This window comes from Azospirillum sp. HJ39, assembly GCF_041507355.1.
Lineage (GTDB): Bacteria > Pseudomonadota > Alphaproteobacteria > Azospirillales > Azospirillaceae > Azospirillum > Azospirillum thiophilum.
On the sequence record NZ_CP167905.1, the window covers coordinates 875001 to 894250 of the forward strand.

At 68.4% G+C, this 19250-nt stretch carries 15 protein-coding genes; 7 read left to right on the top strand and 8 right to left on the bottom strand.

What is annotated here, in order from left to right; genetic code table 11:
- Positions 1 to 269 precede the first annotated feature (269 nt).
- Positions 270 to 884, top strand: a complete 615-nt coding sequence (locus ABMY26_RS04410; protein WP_372394278.1) for a cold-shock protein — start codon at positions 270 to 272, stop codon at positions 882 to 884.
- Positions 885 to 984: 100 nt separating this feature from the next.
- On the opposite strand, the gene ABMY26_RS04415 is transcribed toward ABMY26_RS04410, so the two are convergent.
- From ABMY26_RS04415 to ABMY26_RS04425, 3 genes are read right to left on the bottom strand one after another with little or no spacing between them, the layout of a single operon-like run.
- Positions 985 to 2700, bottom strand: coding sequence for a ShlB/FhaC/HecB family hemolysin secretion/activation protein (locus ABMY26_RS04415; protein WP_372394279.1), 1716 nt, complete (start codon positions 2698 to 2700; stop codon positions 985 to 987).
- A gap of 29 nt (positions 2701 to 2729) precedes the next feature.
- Positions 2730 to 4898 (bottom strand): CHASE2 domain-containing protein, encoded by a 2169-nt coding sequence (locus ABMY26_RS04420; protein ID WP_372394280.1) that lies wholly within the window; start codon positions 4896 to 4898, stop codon positions 2730 to 2732.
- 38 nt (positions 4899 to 4936) lie between these two features.
- Positions 4937 to 5647, bottom strand: a complete 711-nt coding sequence (locus ABMY26_RS04425; RefSeq protein ID WP_372394281.1) for a hypothetical protein — start codon at positions 5645 to 5647, stop codon at positions 4937 to 4939.
- A gap of 273 nt (positions 5648 to 5920) precedes the next feature.
- Between ABMY26_RS04425 and phoU the strand changes: the two genes are divergently transcribed.
- The gene (gene phoU, locus ABMY26_RS04430; RefSeq protein ID WP_372394282.1) at positions 5921 to 6721 is read left to right on the top strand and encodes a phosphate signaling complex protein PhoU; all 801 of its coding nucleotides are present in this window, start codon (positions 5921 to 5923) and stop codon (positions 6719 to 6721) included.
- Between the two features lie 56 nt (positions 6722 to 6777).
- Here the strand turns inward: phoU and ABMY26_RS04435 are convergent, their stop codons facing one another.
- The gene (locus tag ABMY26_RS04435; RefSeq protein WP_372394283.1) at positions 6778 to 8487 is read right to left on the bottom strand and encodes a hypothetical protein; all 1710 of its coding nucleotides are present in this window, start codon (positions 8485 to 8487) and stop codon (positions 6778 to 6780) included.
- A 342-nt stretch (positions 8488 to 8829) separates the two neighbouring features.
- Here ABMY26_RS04435 and ABMY26_RS04440 point away from each other — a divergent pair, with 342 nt between their 5' ends.
- Both ABMY26_RS04440 and ABMY26_RS04445 read left to right on the top strand, forming a co-directional pair.
- Entirely contained in the window at positions 8830 to 10008 is a 1179-nt protein-coding gene (locus ABMY26_RS04440; RefSeq protein ID WP_372394284.1) for an ATP phosphoribosyltransferase regulatory subunit, read from the top strand.
- Between the two features lie 102 nt (positions 10009 to 10110).
- Entirely contained in the window at positions 10111 to 11403 is a 1293-nt protein-coding gene (locus ABMY26_RS04445) for an adenylosuccinate synthase (protein ID WP_045583233.1), read from the top strand.
- A 78-nt stretch (positions 11404 to 11481) separates the two neighbouring features.
- Here ABMY26_RS04445 and ABMY26_RS04450 read toward each other — a convergent pair whose 3' ends face one another.
- Positions 11482 to 12186, bottom strand: coding sequence for an SDR family oxidoreductase (locus ABMY26_RS04450; protein ID WP_372394285.1), 705 nt, complete (start codon positions 12184 to 12186; stop codon positions 11482 to 11484).
- A gap of 128 nt (positions 12187 to 12314) precedes the next feature.
- Complete coding sequence (locus ABMY26_RS04455) at positions 12315 to 12767, bottom strand: Rrf2 family transcriptional regulator (RefSeq protein ID WP_372394286.1); 453 nt, start codon at positions 12765 to 12767, stop codon at positions 12315 to 12317.
- A gap of 259 nt (positions 12768 to 13026) precedes the next feature.
- Here ABMY26_RS04455 and ABMY26_RS04460 point away from each other — a divergent pair, with 259 nt between their 5' ends.
- From ABMY26_RS04460 to ABMY26_RS04470, 3 genes are all read left to right on the top strand, one after another.
- Entirely contained in the window at positions 13027 to 13659 is a 633-nt protein-coding gene (locus ABMY26_RS04460) for an MBL fold metallo-hydrolase (RefSeq protein WP_372394287.1), read from the top strand.
- A gap of 479 nt (positions 13660 to 14138) precedes the next feature.
- Entirely contained in the window at positions 14139 to 14906 is a 768-nt protein-coding gene (locus tag ABMY26_RS04465) for a phage tail protein (RefSeq protein WP_372394288.1), read from the top strand.
- A 191-nt stretch (positions 14907 to 15097) separates the two neighbouring features.
- Positions 15098 to 15865, top strand: a complete 768-nt coding sequence (locus ABMY26_RS04470) for a phage tail protein (RefSeq protein ID WP_372394289.1) — start codon at positions 15098 to 15100, stop codon at positions 15863 to 15865.
- Positions 15866 to 16029: 164 nt separating this feature from the next.
- On the opposite strand, the gene ABMY26_RS04475 is transcribed toward ABMY26_RS04470, so the two are convergent.
- Complete coding sequence (locus tag ABMY26_RS04475) at positions 16030 to 16851, bottom strand: ParB/RepB/Spo0J family partition protein (RefSeq protein ID WP_372394290.1); 822 nt, start codon at positions 16849 to 16851, stop codon at positions 16030 to 16032.
- Positions 16852 to 17001: 150 nt separating this feature from the next.
- On the bottom strand, positions 17002 to 19152 hold the full coding sequence (locus ABMY26_RS04480) for a methyl-accepting chemotaxis protein (RefSeq protein WP_372394291.1): 2151 nt from the start codon (positions 19150 to 19152) through the stop codon (positions 17002 to 17004).
- Positions 19153 to 19250 lie beyond the last annotated feature (98 nt).

The window sequence follows — 19250 nt, forward strand, 5'->3', positions numbered from 1 at the left end:
ATTTCTGTTTCGGTTCGATTTCAAAGTCAACCAGTGCTTCTCAGCCCATGCCTGCGCAGGAAATCCGCGCAATGCGTACGAAGATCCGGCTGCGTATCGGCCGAGCATGTCCCTCCTGCTTCGCCCCCCATTACCACTCTGGTCATTTTCCGGGATTTTATGATAAGCTTGGGACCGCCGGGGTCTTTTCATGGTCACACAGCGGTGCCACGCCCAGTACAGCGTAGGAGCCGCCATCCCCGGCCTACAGGACGTGAAAGGGACCTGTCTTGAGCGAAGAGTTGAAGAACGTCACCGCGACCAACGTCACCGCGACGGTAAAATGGTTCAAGCCGGAAAAGGGTTTTGGGTTCGTCCGCCTCGCCGATGGTTCGGGAGAGGCCTTCTTGCACGCTTCGGTCCTGGCCGCCGCCTCCCTGCCCAACCCGGTCGAGGGCACGACGGTCGTCTGCGACCTCGCCCAGGGCGCCAAGGGGCCCCAGGTCGTCGCCATTCACTCCGCCACGCCGCCGGAAACCCCGCCCGCTCCGCGTGCCCGCAACCAGCGTCCCCCCCGCCCCACCGCATCGGCCGTCCAGCCCGCTTTCCAAGGCGAGGATGGCGGCGAGGCCATGGTTCGCGCTCCCAAGCCGCCGCGTGAACGGCGTGAGCGCAGCGCCGAGCCGGCCGGCCCGGCCACCATGGCCTACGGTACGGTGCGCTGGTACAATCTCGACAGCCAGTCCGGCCTGATCGAGCCCTGGGAAGAGGGGGCGACCGTCTATTTCGACCGGGCGACCCTGCGCCAGTCGGGCCTGGACATCGTCGCCGATGGCGAGGACGTCCGTTACCTGGCCGTCGGGTCGGAGGATGCGCCGGTTGCCCAGCGGGTCGAGTTGATCTGAAGGGTGCCGCCGCGCGAATGGCCGGCCGGCCATCCGCGCGGCGTTCCCCCCAGCGACGGCGGCCCGGCTACAGCGGCCCGGCGGCGGCATACCCGCCGCGTCAGAACCGCGTCGACAGTGTAAAGAACACGCGCGGCTCGCGGTCCTGCGTGCTGAAGGGCGTGGTGATGAAGGGGCGGGCGACCTCCACCCCGGCATCGATGCGCCGGAACAGGCCGACCCGCAGACCCAGGCCGGTTGACGCGAGCGAGCGGCGGCCATGGCGCGTGCCGCTCTCGTAATTGTACACCGCGCCATAATCGCCGAAGCCGTAAGCAATGGCGTAATCCAGCCCATCGTCCTGGACCGGCAGCACATATTGCAGCTCCGCCCGGCCGGCAAAGCCGCTGTCGCCGGTGATTTCCGAAGAATCGAAGGCCCGGCCATACTGCTTTCCGCCCAGGCCGTATTCCTCCGACGACAACAATTGATCGGGACTGTACTGCGCCTCGCCCGACAGGACCAGGATCGTCGAATCGTCTAGCGGCTGGTTGTGCTGGGCCGACAGGGCGAGCTTGCGGAAGTCGCTGCGCCCTCCGCTGCGGGACAGCGCGGCGCTGCCGGACCGCGTCGCGTTCAGGATGTCCAGCCCCTTGGACAGTTCCGCGGTCAGCAGGTTCGTCCCTCCCCAGCCATCGGCGAAATCGTAGGAGAGGTTGACGGAGAGGATGCGCAGGCGGTCCTGCGACAGCGTGTCGCCCAACGCGTCGGTCCGGCTGTCGCGGACGGTGAAGCCGGCCCCGCCCCTCAGGCTCTGCGTCCGGCTGCGGATGAAGGGGTGCGAAACCGCGACGCGCGCGGATGTCGTCAGGCTGTCCAGCTCCAGCGGCCGGACGCTGTCGCCGGGCTGCGACCAGGAGCGGCGGACGCCATACTCCACCGCCGTCCCCTCCGCATCCACCGGCACCAGCTGGCCCAGGTCGAAGAAGCGCAGCTCGCGGATCTGCGGGGTGACGATGCCCTGCGCCGTCGTGCGCTCGAACAGGCCGAGCTGGTCCTCTATACTGGCGACGCCGGTCAGCTGCATCGGCCCGACCGAGCGGGTACCGCGGTTGTCGAGCGTCAGGTAGCCGTCGAACGGCGTGCGTTCCAGCGTCAGCGTCAGGCGCGAGGCGCCGGGCGTGTCCGGCGAGGCCTCCAGCACCGTCTTCACCGCCACGCCGGGCAGATCGTCGGCCAGCAGGACATAGCGCTCCATCTCCGCCATGCGGAGCGGGCGGGAGGCCTTGATCTTCTCGCCCATCCGCCGCAGCAGGCCCAGCCGGTCCATCGCCCCGCCCTGGATGACGACCTCGCTGACATAGCCCTCCACCACCTGCAGCCGGACGACGCCGTCCCGGATGCGCTGGGCCGGGACGATCGCCTGGGACAGCACATAGCCGTCGTTGCGGTAGCGCGCGGTGATGGCGTCGCGGATGGCATAGAGATCGGCCAGCGTCACCGGCTTGCCCAGCCTGTCCCGCCACAGGGCCGCGAGGCTGGCACCGTCATAGACGCTGTTGCCCTCGATCCGGAGCTCGGTCAGCGTCAGGGTGATGCGCTCGGCATCCTGCGGCGGCGGCGCCCTTTCCGGCTCCGGCATCTCGATCTCCGGCACCGACTGCGGCACGGCGGGCCGCTCGAAGCGCTGTTCCAACCGGTTGGGATCGAGGGAGGGCGGCAGGGGCGGCGGCACCGCCTGGGCCAGGACCGGCAGCGGAGCGGCGATGCCCAACAGAAGCAGGGCGGACAGGCAGCCGGGATGCAGGATGGCAAGGCGCGGGACGGGACGATGCATGGCGGAGACGACGATCCTCGGACAGCTATCTATTTGTCGGTGAGGGCGGTGACGCCCGCCCAATCCGGTTCGGGTGCACTGCCCACACGCCTTTCCGCCTTGTGCAGCATCGCCAGCGCCGCGCTGTCGACCGCGACCAGCGAACGGAAACCGGCCGCCGCCCGGTCGAAACGGCCGGCACGCCAATGGTCGAGTGCGGCGGCATAGGCAACGCGCTGGGCATGGTCTTCCGGATCGGATCGGCGGGCGTCGGACAAGGGTTCGAACACCGCGACCGGCTCGCTGCGGCCGACCACCTGCACGGTGTCGAGCGCGCGGAACGCCTCCGGGTCGCCATGGTGCAGCATCGTCTCGCCGCTGACCATCAGCGCGGTGCTGTAGTATTTGTTGGCGCCCTCCAGGCGGGAGGCGAGATTCACGGTGTCGCCCATCACCGTGTAGTTGAAGCGGCGGGGCGAACCGATGTTGCCGATCAGCGCCGGCCCGGTGGCGATGCCGATGCGGTTGGAGCCGCGGCCGCTCGCCGTCGCCAGCAGGGTCGGGTCGTCCGCCATCGCCTGCCGCATCGCCAGCGCCGCGGCGACCGCGGCACGGGCATGGTTGTCGATGGCATAGGGAGCGCCGAACACCGCCAGCACCGCGTCGCCGATATATTTGTCGACGAAGCCGCCATGCGCCTCGATGATGTCGGTCATCACCGTGAAATAGCGGTTCAGCACCAGGACCAGCGCTTCCGGCTCCATCCCCTCCGACATCTTGGTGAAGCCGGCGATGTCGCAGAACAGGATAGAAAGGTCGCGCTCCTCCCCGCCCAGGCTGGGCGACTGGCCGGATGCGATCATGTCGTCGATCAGCGAGCCGGGCAGATAGAGCTTGAAGGCGCTGCGGATGCGCCGCTGGTCGCGGTCGAGCACGGCGAAGCGGAAGCCGAGCGCCAGCGGAAAGACCAGCAGCGCGGCCGACGCCGCCTGCAGATAGGGCAGCACCAGCCCGGCCTGGAACAGCTCGACCGCAACGCCGCTCCAGCACGCCAGCAGCAGCAGCAACCCGGCGGCGGCCACCGGCGGGCGGGTCGCCAGGGTGACCACGGCGGCCAGCCCGGCCAGCAGCAGGACCAACGCCGCGGCGGCCGTGCCTCCCATCTCCGCCAGGGCGTCTCGGTTGATCAGGTTGGAGATCGCGGCGGCGTGGATGTAGACACCGGGGATGCTGTCGCGGGTGCGGCCGGCGACATACAGGTCGCTCATCACCGGCAGGGCGCAGCGGTCGGGCAGGTTCACCCCTTCCGGCTTGGTCACCCAGCGGTTGGAGGAGAGCTTGCGGTCCTCCACATCCAGCACGGTACCGACCATCACCGCCTTGCCCTTGAAATGGCTGGCGAAATAGTCGGACTTGCCGGCCTCGGCGCAGGCGAACAGGTCGGCCAGCGAATAGGTCGGGATGGCACCGGCGGAAGTCGCATGGTTGACCAGCAGCCGGTCGCCCTCCCCGCCCGGCAGACGGTAGCCGGCCAGCGCGGCGCCGCCGTCCGGCAACCGCTCCAGCGGTGCCTTCAACGCTCGGGAGGCGACCTCGACCGCCATGCCGGGTTCCTGCCTCGGCTGGCCGGCCTGCCCAGCGGTGCCGGGCCCGCCAGTGTTGGAACCGGCCACCGTCAGCGTCACCGGCACACGGCGCAGCACGCCGTCGGGATCCTCCACCAGATTGACCGAACGGACGTTGGCCGCCCCGGCGGCGATCATGTAGCCGCGGAAGGGCATCAGCGGAGCGCTCTGATGCTGCACTTTTGCCAGCACCAGACGGCCCTCCCTGCCGCCGCGGCGGAGCGTCAGCAGATAGTCGCGTTCGAAGCCGGGGATCAGCGTCTCGACCGAGGTCGGGTGGACGAGATCGAGGCCGATGGCGGCCGCTCCGCCATCGAGCATCGCCCCCAGCACGGTGCCGAGCCGCGGCCCCCACAGCGCCTGCGGCGTGCCGGCGAAGGGCGGGCGACGATAAGTCTCCTCGTCGATGCCGACCACCACCACCGGCGACGGATCGGGCGCCGGGCGGGGACCGTGCAGCAGCTCGCGCAGCCAGTAGAGGCTGTCGATCGACGGCCCCTGGAGCGACGGCGACACCGCCAGCGCCAGCGATGCGGCGACGACCGGCGCCACCGCACTGAGCAGGACAAGCCGGAGACGCCGCGGCAGCTTCATCGTCGCACCCTCAATCGTTGCATCGCCATCCCAGGCCGTCAGAAACGGATCAGCCGGCCGAGCGCCGGTCCGCCGCCGCCGGCCGCCTTGTCGTCGATCTTGACGATGAAGGATTTCTGTCCGGCGGAAACCTTGTAGAGACCGCCGGGCTCAAGCCCCGCCCCGTCCTTCTTCGCGGTGTCCAGCGTGGTGCCGGGGACGTTGACCGTGGTCAGCGCGATGCCCTGCACGTCCAGGCGGTCGATGGTGACCGGGCCGGGGGCCGACAGGATCAGCACCGGCTGGGTCTTGAACAGGGTCAGGTCGGGCTTGGGCAGCGGCGCCTTCATGCCCGGCAGGGCGATGGGCGCGCTGCGGAAGACGGTCACCCCCGCCTTGCCGGTCTCGTTGGAGGCCAGCAGCAGCTTGCCGCCGTCGCAGGGCAGCGTATGACGCTGGACCTGGCCGCCGTCCACCGCCGACTCGCGGGCGCCGACCGTGACGGAGCCACCGGTGATCGTCTCGTTCACGCAGGATTCGAGATAGCTCAGGGTCAGCGTCTGGCCCGCCTTCAGCGCCACGCTGCGGCCGGCCGCCAGATAATCCATCGGCTGCACGCCGTCGACGCCGTCGGACACATCCTCGACCAGAGCGGTGGGAGCGGGGGCGGCGGGTGCCGGATCGGCGGCGAGCGCGGCGGGCGAGGCGGCGAGCAACAGCAAGGCGCCGGCAGCGAACACGCGGGCGGGCGTCTGGAACGCGATGGTCATGGAATCGGCCTCCCGGTCAGTGCGATGGGGAGTCCCCCATGCGGACGGTAACATTACGGCTGTGTTCCCTTTAGCGAAGTTACCGGGTTACTTCAAATCCAATGCGTCCGCCGATCCTCCCATCGGCAGTAACGGGGAGGGGGATTGTCAGAAAACCGCAACAAACCCGCCATGCCGCCGTCATGACCACAGGCTAATGTACGCGTCCCGCGCGTGGCGACCGTTCCGGTTGCGGCGGTTGGGACGGGCATCACTGGGGCGTCACGACCGATCATGGCCACCGAACACATCGTCCGCTCATTCGCGCAGGAACTGCAGCGCCTCTCGAACCTCGTCACCCAGATGGGCGGCGTCGCCGAGGCTCAGGTCGAGGCCGCGGTGAAGGCGGTGTCGCGCCGCGACGTCGGGCTGGCCTCGCAGGTGATGCAGGCGGACGCGCGGCTGGACGCCTATGAGCGGGACATCGACGCGGAGGCGGTGCGGCTGCTCGCCCTGCGCCAGCCGATGGCCCAGGACCTGCGCGAGATCGTGTCGGCGCTGAAGGTCTCCGCCGACCTGGAACGCATCGGCGACTATGCCGCCAACATCGCCAAGCGGTCGCTGGCGCTGGCCCAGGTGCCGGCTGTGCGCCCGGCCGCCGGCATCCCGCGCATGGGGCGGCTGGTCGAGGCCATCATGAAGGAAGTGCTCGACGCCTATATCGAGCGCGACGTCGACAAGGCCATCGCCGCCTGGGAACGCGACGAGGAACTGGACGACCTCTACACCAGCCTGTTCCGCGAAGTCCTGACCTACATGATGGAGGACCCGCGCAACATCACGCCCTGCACCCATCTGCTGTTCATGGCGAAGAACCTGGAACGCATCGGCGACCACGCCACCAACATCGCCGAGATCATCCATTTCCTGGTGGTCGGCTCGCCGCTGACCGTGCTGCGTCCGAAGAATGACGGAACCAGCTTCGCGGTGGTGACGCCGGGCCGGACGGATGCCGTACCGCCGGCGATCGGCCCATTGGCCACCAAACCGCCGGGCATGCCCGACGACGACGAGGGGCCGGCCGATGCAGGGTGACGGGGCGGAGACGCACGCACCCCGCTGAGGGAGAGGCATAAGGCTGCCACGCGGCCTCACACCAGCCCAGCCTGCCCGAGCAGGCGGTGGAACTCCCGCAGCGCGCTCTGCCGCAAGGCCGGTTCGCTGAGATCGGCAACATACCGCTCCTCGAACTGCGGCTGGCGCAGGTGGGAGACGACGCGCTGGCGCACGACCGCCAGCGCCTTGCGGCTGCGCAGCGTGCCGGGGGCGCAGAGCCGCATCAGGCGGTTGGCGCGCTGCCGCAGCGGATCCGCCGGGTTGTCCAGCCGCTCCACCACATGGCTTTCATGGATGTAGGTGACCAGCAGCGTGTCGATGTTGTCGGCCAGCCTGCCCTTCAGCGGCTCCGGTACGCCCGAATCGACCACCTGCTGATAGAGCATGGTCAGCCGTTCCAGATTGTCCTTGATCGGGCCGCCACGCGCCACGAAGCGCCCGAAGCCCTGCGGGTCGCCGGTGGCGCGGTCCAGCAGCCTGCTCACGTCCTCGGCCTGCGACCGCCCCAGTTCCGACTGCGCCAGCGCCAGCAGGAAGCGCACGCCGTCGGCGGCATCGGGGATCAGCCCCACCACCTCCTCCATCGCCCGCCGCCGGCCGGACGCCCCGCCCGCCTCCAGGAAGCGGAGGTAACGCAGCACCAGCGCCTCCGCCATCGCCCCGCCGCCGACCGGCCCCGCCGGCGCCAGGGAACGGGCCAGCACCTCGGCGAAGGCCTCACGCTCGCGCGCCGGGTCGTGACGGTAAAGCGGCTGCGTGCCCTTCAGCTGCCGCCGCACGAGGTCCAGCACGACATGGCGGGTTTCGGGCAAATCGTGGAAGGCCAGCAGCTCGTTCATCTGGACGGCGCGGTCGTCCTCCGCCCGGCGGGTGACGTCCAGCCGGCCGCGCGACAGGTCGATCAGGCTGCACAGCGCCCCGGCCATGCTGCCCTGCGGCCCCAGCAGTTCCTGCGCCACGGACGGGGCGCCCAGCACGTCGGCGACCACGCCGTCGACCAGCGCCAGCGGCAGCGCCGGCAACCCGCCATCCTGCCGGACCAGTTCGGCGAGGAAATCCAGCTTGGCCAGCCAGTTGCGCATCTGCACCAGATCGCGCGCCAGCAGGACGCGGCCGAGGAAGGTGCGATCCTCCGGCGCCTCGCGCGCGCTCAGCGTGTCGAAGGCATGGGCGAAGCCGGCCGCCCCCAGCACCGGCAGATCCTTGCGCGCCGCAGCCGCCCGTGCCCGCTCGATGACGCCGTTCAGGATGCCGTACAGCTCGTCGCGCCGTGACCGGCCGTCGATCTTCGCCCGTTCCGCCTGCAGCGCTGCCACCCGGCCGACGGCCGATACGAACAGGTTGTCCTTGTCCTGCAGGCGCTTCAGGTCGGGATAGCTGTGCAGGAGCTCGGTCGGCGTCACCACCGCGCGGTCGACATAGTTGCGCAGCAGCCGGTTGATGACCATCCGCCCCTCGACCGCGAAGACCCCCTCGGCGTCGTGGCAGAGCGGTGGCGGCTCGTCGATCGGAGCGATCAGGATGGCGCCGGACTGGCTGCGGAACTCCTGGTGCAGTTCCGTCTCGACATGGCGGCCGTCCGGGCGGGCCCAGTCGCGCAGAATCCGGATCCCCTCGACCCGGCCGCCGGACAGGATGCGGGAGCCATGGCCCCGCGCCTCCGCCTCGCTCGCGAAGCAGCGGTCCAGAACCCAATGGTCCTCCTGATAGACCTGGACTTCGTAGCTGTTGCCGGGCAGAGCCATCCGCCGCACCCTCCCCATTCCGAGTGCCAGCAATCCAGGATTCGAACATCTTTGCGACGAATTCAATCGAATTCTTGTCCCCGGAACCGTCCAGCTTGCGCTGCCGTATCTTCGATTGTGCGCGACGACAATCGTCTTGCCGCGAAGCGGCCGGCGGGCTCCGCCGGAACCGGTTCTGCCGGCCCGCACCGGCCGCGCAGGGGAGATGCCGGTTGCTTGCGGGGCTTTTCCGTTTGCATGCGGAGCGGGGGTCGGGTATTAGCCCGCCCCGTGTGTCCGACATTCGCCGCGGTACCCCTGCCGCTGCCTGAAACCTCTGCCTGAAACGAGACGACGCTGGTCATGCCCGCCGACGCATTGAGTTCCGCCCTGCTTCCCGCCGGACTGCACGACGTGTTGCCGTCCGAAGCGGCGCACGAGGCGGCGGCCGTCGAACGCCTGCTGGCGGAATTCGCCGCGCAGGGCTATCGCCGCGTCGACCCGCCGCTGGTGGAGTTCGAGGAGAACCTGCTGTCCGGCCCCGGCGCCGCGATGTCCAAGCAGACCTTCCGGCTGATGGACCCGCATTCGCAGCGCATGATGGCGGTGCGCGCCGACATCACCCCGCAGATTGCGCGCATCGCCACCACCCGCCTGAAGAACGAGGCCCGGCCGCTGCGCCTGTGCTACGCCGGGCAGGTGCTGCGGGTGAAGGGGTCGCAGCTGCGCCCGGAACGCCAGTTCACCCAGGTCGGCGTCGAGCTGATCGGCGCGCTGGAGGCGGAGGCCGACGCCGAGGTGGTGCTGCTGGCCGTCCAGGCATTGACGGCCATCGGCGTGCCGCACCTGTCGGTCGATCTCTGCGTGCCGACCATGGTGTCGCGCATCTGCGCCGGGCTCGGCCTGGGCGAGGAGGAGATCCGGCAGCTGCGCGCGGCGCTCGACCGCAAGGACGCCGCCGCGGTGGCGGCGGTCGGCGGACCGGCGGCGGCCCTGCTGGAATCGCTGATGACCGCGTCCGGCCCGGCCGACCGCGCCATGCAGGCGCTGGCCGCCCTGCCGCTGCCGGAGGGGGCCGAGAAGGACCGCCGCCGGCTGACCGAGACGCTGGCGCTGCTGCGCGCGGCGATGCCCGGCCTGACGGTCACCGTCGATCTGGTGGAACATCGCGGCTTCGAATATCAGACCGGCCTCAGCTTCACCCTGTTCTCCCGCGCGGCGGGGGAACTGGGCCAGGGCGGGCGCTATCGCGCCGGGGCGCAGGGAGAGGCCAGAGGGGACGGCAAAGGCGACGGCCGGGGCGAGCCGGCGACCGGCTTCACCCTCTACATGGACACGCTTCTGCGCGCGGTCCCGGCAGCCAAGGCTCCGGGGCGCGTTTATGTGCCGCATGGCACGAGTTGGGAATCGGCACGCAAACTGCGGGCCGAGGGTTGGGTGACGGTGGCCGGGCTGGCCCCGGTGGCCGATGCGGCCGCGGAAGCCGGACGGCTCCATTGCGGCCATTGGCTGGCGGACGGGGACGTCCGGACGGTCGGGTAAACCCGGAGAGCGGGTGATCGGCTCCCCACGCCGCACGGATGGTGCCGTGCGGTGGATCGGGCGGTCGAGCGGTTCCTTTTTGCAGTTTTGCGGAGACGAGAGATGGCCAACGTTGCGGTGGTCGGCGCCCAGTGGGGCGACGAGGGCAAGGGCAAGATCGTCGACTGGCTGTCCAGCCGGGCCGATGTGGTGGTGCGCTTCCAGGGCGGTCACAACGCCGGCCACACGCTGGTGATCAACGGCGTCGAATACAAGCTGAGCCTGCTGCCGTCCGGCGTGGTGCGTCAGAACAAGCTGTCGGTCATCGGCAACGGCGTCGTCTTCGACCCCTGGGCCTTCATCCGCGAAGTCAACGCGATCAAGGACAAGGGCGTCTCCGTCACGCCGGAGAACCTGATCGTCGCCGAGAACGTGCCGCTGATCCTGCCGGTCCACAGCGCGCTGGACAAGGCGCGGGAAGAGGCCAAGGGCGCCGGCAAGATCGGCACCACCGGCCGCGGCATCGGCCCGGCCTATGAGGACAAGGTGGCGCGCCGCGCCATCCGCCTGTGCGACCTGACCGACGAGGCCGTGCTGGTCGAGAAGGTCGACGCCCTGCTGGCCCACCACAACGCGCTGTTCCGCGCGCTGGGCGCGCCGGAGATGACCCCGGCCGACATCCTGGATCCCCTGCGCGAGATCGCGCCGCAGGTGCTGCCCTATGCCGCCGTCGTCTGGAAGCAGCTGGACGAACTGCGCCGCGCCGGCAAGCGCATCCTGTTCGAGGGTGCCCAGGGCACGATGCTGGACATCGACCACGGCACCTACCCCTACGTCACCTCCTCCAACACGGTGGCGGGCAACGCGGCTGCCGGCAGCGGCATGGGTCCGCGCGCCGTCGGCTATGTGCTGGGCATCTGCAAGGCCTACACCACCCGCGTCGGCTCGGGCCCCTTCCCGACCGAGCTGACTGACGAGATCGGCGAGCTGATCGGCCAGAAGGGCAAGGAGTTCGGCGTGGTGACCGGGCGCAAGCGCCGCTGCGGCTGGTTCGACGCCGTCATGGTCCGCCAGGCGATCAAGACCGGCGGCATCGACGGCATCGCCCTGACCAAGCTGGACGTGCTGGACGGCTTCGACGAGATCAAGGTCTGCGTCGGCTACCGGCTGGACGGCCAGGAGCTGGACTATTACCCGTCCAACGCCGGCGCCCAGGCCCGCGTCGAGCCGATCTACGAAACCTTCGAGGGCTGGAAGGACACCACCCGCGGCGCCCGCTCCTGGGCGGAGCTGCCGGCCCAGGCGGTCAAGTATGTCCGTCACATCGAGGAGCTGATCCAGGCCCCGGTCGCCCTGCTGTCGACCAGCCCGGAACGCGACGACACCATCCTGATGACGGACCCGTTCGCCGACTGACCCGGCGGCAGGATCGTCGAGACAGTGAAGGGCCGGCGCATTGCCGGCCCTTCTCTTTTGCGCAGGCTCGTCATGCGGTCAGACCGCGCGGGTCAGCCCGCCATCGACCCGGATGTTCTGTCCGGTGATGTAGCCCGCCCCCGGCGAGGCCAGGAAGGCGACTGTGGCGGCGATCTCCTCGCTGCTGCCGTAGCGCTGCATCGGCACGCCCTGGCGGCGCTCCTCGGTCGCCGGCAGGCTGTCGATCCAGCCCGGCAGGACGTTGTTCATCCGCACATTCTGCCCGGCATACTGGTCGGCGAAGATCTTGGTGTAGGCGGCCAGCCCGGCACGGGCGACGGCGGAGGTCGGGAACATGGCGCTCGGCTCGAAGGCCCAGGCGGTGGAGATGTTGACGATCGAGCCGGCCTTCTGCGCCACCATGACCGGCGCCACCAGCCGCACCGCCCGCACCACGTTGAGGAAATAGACCTCGATCCCGCGGTGCCAGTCCTCGTCGGTGATCTCCAGCAGCGGCGCGCGGGGGCCGTGGCCGGCGCTGTTGACCAGCACGTCGATGCGGCCCCAGCGCTCCATGGTGCCGTCGACCAGGCGCTTCAGATCCTCGTTGGACTGGTTGGACCCGGTCATGCCAAAGCCACCCAGTTCCCCGGCCAATGCCTCGCCCTTGCCCGACGAGGACAGGATCGCGACCTTGAACCCGTCGGCCGCCAGCCGCCGCGCCGAGGCGGCACCCATGCCGCTGCCGCCGGCGGTGATGACGGCAACCTTGTCTGCAGACATTCCGAATCCTCCCGAAGCCCTGCGCCCGGCATCGACGGCCGATGTCGGCGCCTTGAGTTCCGGCAAGCATATGGTCGGCCGGCCGCCGCCTCAAACCCGATTCGAGGCGGGGGTACCGTCCGGGGCTGTCAGATGTCGAAATTCGCCGCGATGGTGCCGGTGGACTGGCGATGGCGCAGGGCGTCGGCCAGGGTGCGGTTGTCCAGCACATTGGCGGTGGCGTCGCGGACCTGCACCATCAGCCAGCGGACCGAGCAGGTCTCGGTGTCTATGCAGTCTTCGCAGGGCCTGAAGGACGCCTTGCTGGCGCAGGGGATCGGCGCCAGATGGCCGTCGATCAGACGGATCACCTCGCCGAAGGAGATCTCCGTGGCCGGGCGGGCCAGCCGGTAGCCGCCGCTCTTGCCCCGCTTGGCGAACAACAGGCCTTCCTTGCGCAGTTCGACCAGAATCGCTTCCAGGAACTTGCGCGGGATGTTCTCGCGTTCCGCGATGTCGGCGATCAGGATCAGATCGCCAGTGTCCTTCTCCGCCAGCATGATCAGGGCACGCAACGCGTATTTGGCTTTCTGCGAGAGCATTCCGGCGGAATCCGTTCCTTTGCGGCGGCGGTCGGGCCGACCGCTTCGATCTAAAGCTTGATGGTTAACATTTCGTACCGCTCCGGTATTCCACCGAATGGACCGGCACCGTGTTGCGATCTGCGGACAGTAGCCAGATTCGACCGCCGAAGAGAAGGGTTTGCGCGAAGGATTTGCGGCCGCCGCCCCCGGCGCGTTAAGGTCGCGCCGCCAATCCGTGCGGCACGGCCACTCCGCAAGCAGCCTCGAAGGACAGGACATGCAGTACGCCATCGTTCCGGTCACCCCGTTCCAGCAGAACTGCACGGTGCTCTGGTGCCCCGAGACGATGAAGGGCGCCGCCATCGATCCCGGCGGCGATCTCGACCGCATCCTTGCCACCGCGAAGGCCAAGGGCGTTACCCTGGAGAAGATCCTGGTCACCCATGGCCACATCGATCATGCCGGCGCCGTTGCCGACCTTGCCGACAAGCTGTCGCTGCCGATCGAGGGGCCGCAGCGCGAGGACCAGTTCTGGATCGACGGCATGCCGATGCAGAGCCAGATGTTCGGCTTTCCCCCCGTCCGCTCCTTCACGCCGGACCGCTGGCTGGAGGAGGGCGACACGGTGACCGTCGGCAACCAGACGCTGGAGGTCCGCCACTGCCCCGGCCACACCCCCGGCCATGTGGTGTTCGTCCATCGCCCGTCCAAGCTCGCCATCGTCGGCGACGTGCTGTTCCAGGGCTCGGTCGGCCGCAGCGACTTCCCCAAGGGCAACCACGGCGACCTGATCGCCTCGATCCACGGCAAGCTGCTGCCCTACGGCGACGATTTCGCCTTCATCCCGGGCCATGGCCCGATGTCCAGCTTCGGCCAGGAGCGGCTGTACAACCCGTTTCTGAACGACTAGAGCGGATCGCACCACGTCGGCATCGATTCGAAGCGTGATTCGCATCACAGGACAAAGGGCTGGAGTTTCTTGCCTTTCATGGCGAACGTCCGAGACTCCAGCCGCTGCCCATCTGCGCGATCAGATTGGTTCCAGCCCGAACGCCGTATCGGTGCGGCGCTCGGCTGCGCATGCAAGACAAATCTAAAGCTGTAGATTCATCTCGGTTTCCCCACACCCCACGGCGTCGATCACGCAGTTCCGACCAAGTGGGATGTGATGCCTTGCCTGCAGGCAGGCCGGTTGATGCCGTTTCCCATGGCAAGCGCAATCTCATGATGATTTCGTCAACACGATGCGCAGTGCGGGAGGATCTTTGTAAAAATTCCATTTGAATGTTTTCGCTGAATGTGCGGAAATATGGGCGAAAAAGAAGCAGCCGATATTCGCTTCAGAAATATAAATATCGCCCAAAGCAATCCAAACACAAAGGACTGATCATGAGAAAGACTCTGCTCCCGGCCTGTTTTGCAGTTGCGGGCAGCGTGGCTCTTTTCAGCACGCCTGCTTCAGCCTGCAATGTTGAACCCTATATCGGTACGATCTGCACATACGCGTTCGATTGGTGCCCCCAAGGCTATGTCGTGGCCGATGGCCGGACCCTGACCGTCCGGGAGAACCAGGCACTGTTCGCGTTGATCGGCTACCGCTACGGCGGCAACAACAACGATCTCTTCGGTATTCCCGACCTGCGCGGCCGTGCCGCCATCGGCACCGGTACCGGCCCCGGCCTGGCGAACATCGCAATCGGCGCCAAGGTCGGCCAGCAGGAGCTTTTGCTGTCGGCGGCACAGGTCCCGCTGCATCCGCACACCCACACGGCCACCTTCACCGGCACCGGCGGCGGGTCGGGTGGAAGCACCACCGTACCGTTCACCGGCACCGTGAGCGTTCCCGTCACCAACGGCGGCACCCCGGTGTCGGCCCCGACATCGGGCATCGTCTATCTCGGCGATACCGCCATCGATGACGGTGGCGCCGGCATTATCCTGACGGGACCCTACAACACGGTCGGACCGGGCACCGGCGCGAAAGTGGCGGGCACAGCCAGCGGCACAGTCACAGTTCCGAACACCGGCATCACCGGCGGTACGGTGGCGGTCGCTCCGGCCTCCGCCGGTGCAACACAGAAGGTTTCCACCCAGTCCCCGGCGATCGGGCAGACGGTGTGCATCGCCACCCTCGGCCTCTATCCGAGTCGTCCGTGACGGCGTCGGCAGCCAGGGGACGTTTCTCGATGCCGTATGACGATACGGCCCGTTTCCATCCGGCGGCAACGGCGGAGCTTGCATAGGTGTTTTTACCGGATATACGGAAATATGAGCGCGGAAGGACCAGCACATATTCGCGCGAGAAATAGAAATATCGTCCAAGGCAATCCAAGCAAAAAGGACTTATCATGAAAAAGACTCTGCTCCCGATCAGTCTTGCAATTGCGGGAAGCGTGGCTCTTTTCAGCACGCCGGCTTCAGCCTGCAATGACGAGGCTTATATCGGTACGATCTGCACATTCGCGTTCGACTGGTGCCCCCGAAACTATATCCTGGCCGATGGTCGGACTCTGCCGATCCGAGAGTACCAGGCACTGTTCGCGTTGGTCGGCTTCCGCTACGGCGGCGACAACGCGAATGTCTTCGGGATTCCCGACCTGCGCGGCCGTGCCGCCATCGGCACCGGTACCGGCCCCGGCCTGGCGAACATCGCAATCGGCGCCAAGGTCGGCCAGCAGGGGCTTTTGCTGTCGGCGGCGCAGGTCCCGCTGCAGCCGCACACCCACACGGCCACCTTCACCGGCACCGGCGGCGGGTCGGGTGGAAGCACCACCGTACCGTTCAACGGCGCCGTGAGCCTTCCCGTCACCAGCGGCGGCACCCCGGTGTCGGCCCCGACATCGGGCACCGTCTATCTCGGCGCTACCGCCATCGATGACGGCGGCGCCGGCATTATCCTGACGGGACCCTACAACACGGCCGGGCCGGGCACCGGCGCGAAAGTGGTGGGCACGGCCAGCGGCACAATCACCGTTCCGAACACCGGCATCACCGGCGGTACGGTGACGATCGCTCCTGCCGGAGCCGCTGCGACACAGATGGTCTCCACCCAGTCCCCGGCGATCGGGCAAACGGTGTGCATCGTCGCCAACGGCCTCTATCCGAATCGTCCGTAACGGCGGCGCGGATGGCGGCGCGGGCGCCCCGGACCTCGACTTCCCGAGGAGCGAGGTCAGGGGCGCCAAGGGTGCCGCCATCCTGGCATCCTGAACCATTGTCCGTTGGCCCGCTGCGCAAAAGGGGCGGTCGTCCCCGACCGTTCTCCTTCGACCCACCCCGTTCAATCCACCATTGGATCGTCGCCCAGCAGCAGGTCGATGCGGCGGCGCAGCCCGATCAGTTCGCGGCGCTGCATGTCGTCGACATAGGCACGGTGCTCGCGCGGGTCGCCCAGCCGGGCGGTGGCGCGGCGCAACGCATCCAGGAAGCGGCCGACCGCCGACATGGTGCGCAGCGACGGCTCCTTGGCGGCGTCCTTGCGGCTGCGGGCGGCCTGGACGGTGCCGTCGCCCGCCTTCACCTGCTCCCACAACGCCATCTGCTCTTCCAGATCCTTGATCCAGGCGATCTCGATCAGGGTGGAGCGCGAGACGTCATGGTGCGCGGCGGCGTATTCCTGCTTGATCGTCTCCGGCAGCGCGTTCAGCCGCAAGGTGTGGCTGATGTTGCTCTGGCTCTTGCCGATGATGCGGCCGAGCTGCTCCTGGGTGTAACCGAAACGGTCGATCAGCCGGGCCAGCGCCTCCGCCAGCTCCAGCGCGTCGAGGTCGACGCGCTGGACGTTCTCCACCAGCGTCAGCTCGTCCGGATTGCCGGAGGTGACCAGCGCGTAGACGGTCGCCAGCCCGAGCATCTCGTGCGCGCGCAGCCGCCGTTCACCGGCGACCAGACGGTGGCCGCCCACCGTCTCCTGCACCAGGATCGGCTGCTTCAACCCGTAATGCGCGATCGAATCGGCCAGTCCCTGCATCTCGTCCGGGTCGAAATGACGCCGCGGCAGGTTGGGATTGCGGATGATCCTCGCGACGTCGAGTTCCAGCAGACGGGGCGGCTTGCCCGCATCGTCGAACAGGTCCGAATGATCGGGTGCGAGCGTCGGCATGGCGTGTCGTGGTCCCCTGTTCACTCTTCCTTCCGCTCCTGCGACCGTGCCCCGTCCGTCACGGCCCTGTCAACGGCGCAGTGAGAAGAAAAGGAGAACAGGACGCAGCGTTTCCACCATGGCAGGCGCCCGCCCCTTCCTATGCCGCCCTTATGCCGCCTTGATGTCGGCCAGGAAGCGTTCGATCTCCGCCCGCAGGTGCCCGGCCTGCCGCGTCAGGTCCTGGGACGAGGTCAGAACCTCTCCCGCCACCGTCTTGGTCGTGTCGGCGGACCGCGCCACCCCGTCGATGATCGCGGTGACCGACTGGGTCGCCTTGGCGGCCTGATCGGCGTTGGCGGCGATGTCCATCGTGGCATTGCCCTGTTCCTCGATGGCGTTGGCGACGATGTCTGAGATGCGCCCCATGTCCTCGATCACCGTCACGATCTGCCCGATGGAGGCGGCGGCCCCATCGGTCACCGACTGCATGGTGCCGATCTGGCTGCCGATCTCGTCGGTGGCCTTTGCGGTCTGCGAGGCGAGATGCTTGACCTCGTTGGCGACGACGGCAAAGCCCTTGCCCGCCTCGCCCGCCCGCGCCGCCTCGATGGTGGCGTTCAACGCCAGCAGGTTGGTCTGCGCCGCGATGTCATGGATCAGCTGCACGACGGTGCCGATGCGGTTGGCGGTATCCACCACCACCCGCATGGTTTCGCCAGCCTGGGCAGCCGCGCCGACGGCGGCCTGGGTGATGCGGCCCGATTCCTGGATGTGTCGGCCGATGTCGCCGATCGAGGCACGCAACTGGTTGGCCGCCGACGCCACCGTGCCGACGTTGCTCGCGGTCTGGTCGGCCGCCGCAGCGACGCTGGTCGCCTCGTGCAATGTCCGGTCGGCGCCGTCGCTCATCGACCGCGCGGTCGTCTCCAGCCCGCCGGCGGCATTGGCAACCGCACGGACGATGCCGCCGACCCGCGCATCGAAGCCGTCCGTCACCCGCTCCAGCTGGCGGGTGCGCTCCTCGCGCAGCAGCTGGATCCGCTCCTGTTCGGCATGGAGTTCGTCGGCCCTGATCAGCGCCTCCTTGAACACCTGCATGGCGCCGGCCATCCGGCCGATCTCGTCATGGCGGTCCTGCGCCGGCACATCCAGCCGGCGTTCGCCCTGGGCCAGACGCTGCATCGCCTCCGACATCGCCGACAGCGGACGGGTGATGCCGCGGGCGAACAGGATTCCGCCCAGGCACACGACCAGCAACAGGGCGGCCCCGGCTCCGATCATCTGGTTGCGCATGGAATGGACCGGCGCGAGGATCTCGTCCACCGCCGCCTCCGCCAGCACCAGCCAGTGGAAGCCGCCATGTGTCATCGGCCGATAGGCGGTCAGGGCCGGGCCGTTGCCGCCGACGTCGGTCGCCTCGACCACCCCGGCCCGGCCGGGATCGCTCTTGATCGCGCCGATGGCTCCGCCGTCATAGGGCTTCAGCACGGCCATTTCCCGGGCGAAGCGCGGCGTGCTGCGCAGCCGGCCGTCCTGCCCCAGCAGGAACGTGTCGCCGCTGTCCCCCATGCCGCCGGTGGCCCGCATGATGCGGTCCAGCCCGTTCGACTCCATGCGGAACACCAGCGTCGCCAGTGTCTGCTGGTTGCCGTCCGGTTGCCGCAGCACCACCGGGGTGGCCAGGAAGGCCGAAGGCACGCCGCCGGCCGGCGTGTAGGCGGTGAAATCGGCGCTCTGCGCCTCTTCGGACTTGGGATCGCGCTTCACCGCATCCATCAGGGCGACCAGCGGCCCATCGGCGACCGGCTTGCCGAAATCGCCGCCCTTGGCGGCGCTGTAGACCACCTGCCCCTCCTGCGACACCAGCAGCACGTCGGCCAGCCCGCGGCGCAGCATCAGGTCGGTCATCCAGGAATGCAGCCGCAGATGCGCCATGTCGTACATGGTGCTGCCCTCCGGCTTCTCCATCTTGTAGCGCTCGGCCGGCGGGTTGGGATTGTCGTCGACATAGCGCTTGCGCAGCAGGGTACCGGGGTCGCCGCGGTCGGCCTCGATCCGCCAGCCGTTGTTCAGCGCCACCGCGGCATCGCGCATGGAGCGTGTGTTCGCCGTCAGGACGATGTCGCCCTCCAGCCCCTCGATATACGACGCGACACTGGCGGCGCGGGCATCGGCCAGCGCCACCAGCTTGTCCTGGGCCGCGGTGCGCAGCCGATCGGTTGCCGCGACATAAGCGAAGCTGCCGAGCAGCAGGGCCGTCAGCACCGCCGACCCGACCACCGCCCCCGGAATCTTGTGGCGCAAAAGCAGGCTATTCAAGGTTGTATCCCTCCCGGAAGAGCAAGGCACCGGTTGATCCGGATTCATTGGCGCCGCATCGCCCGGTCCCGCTCGCCGGAAAGTTGCCCACCGCAGGC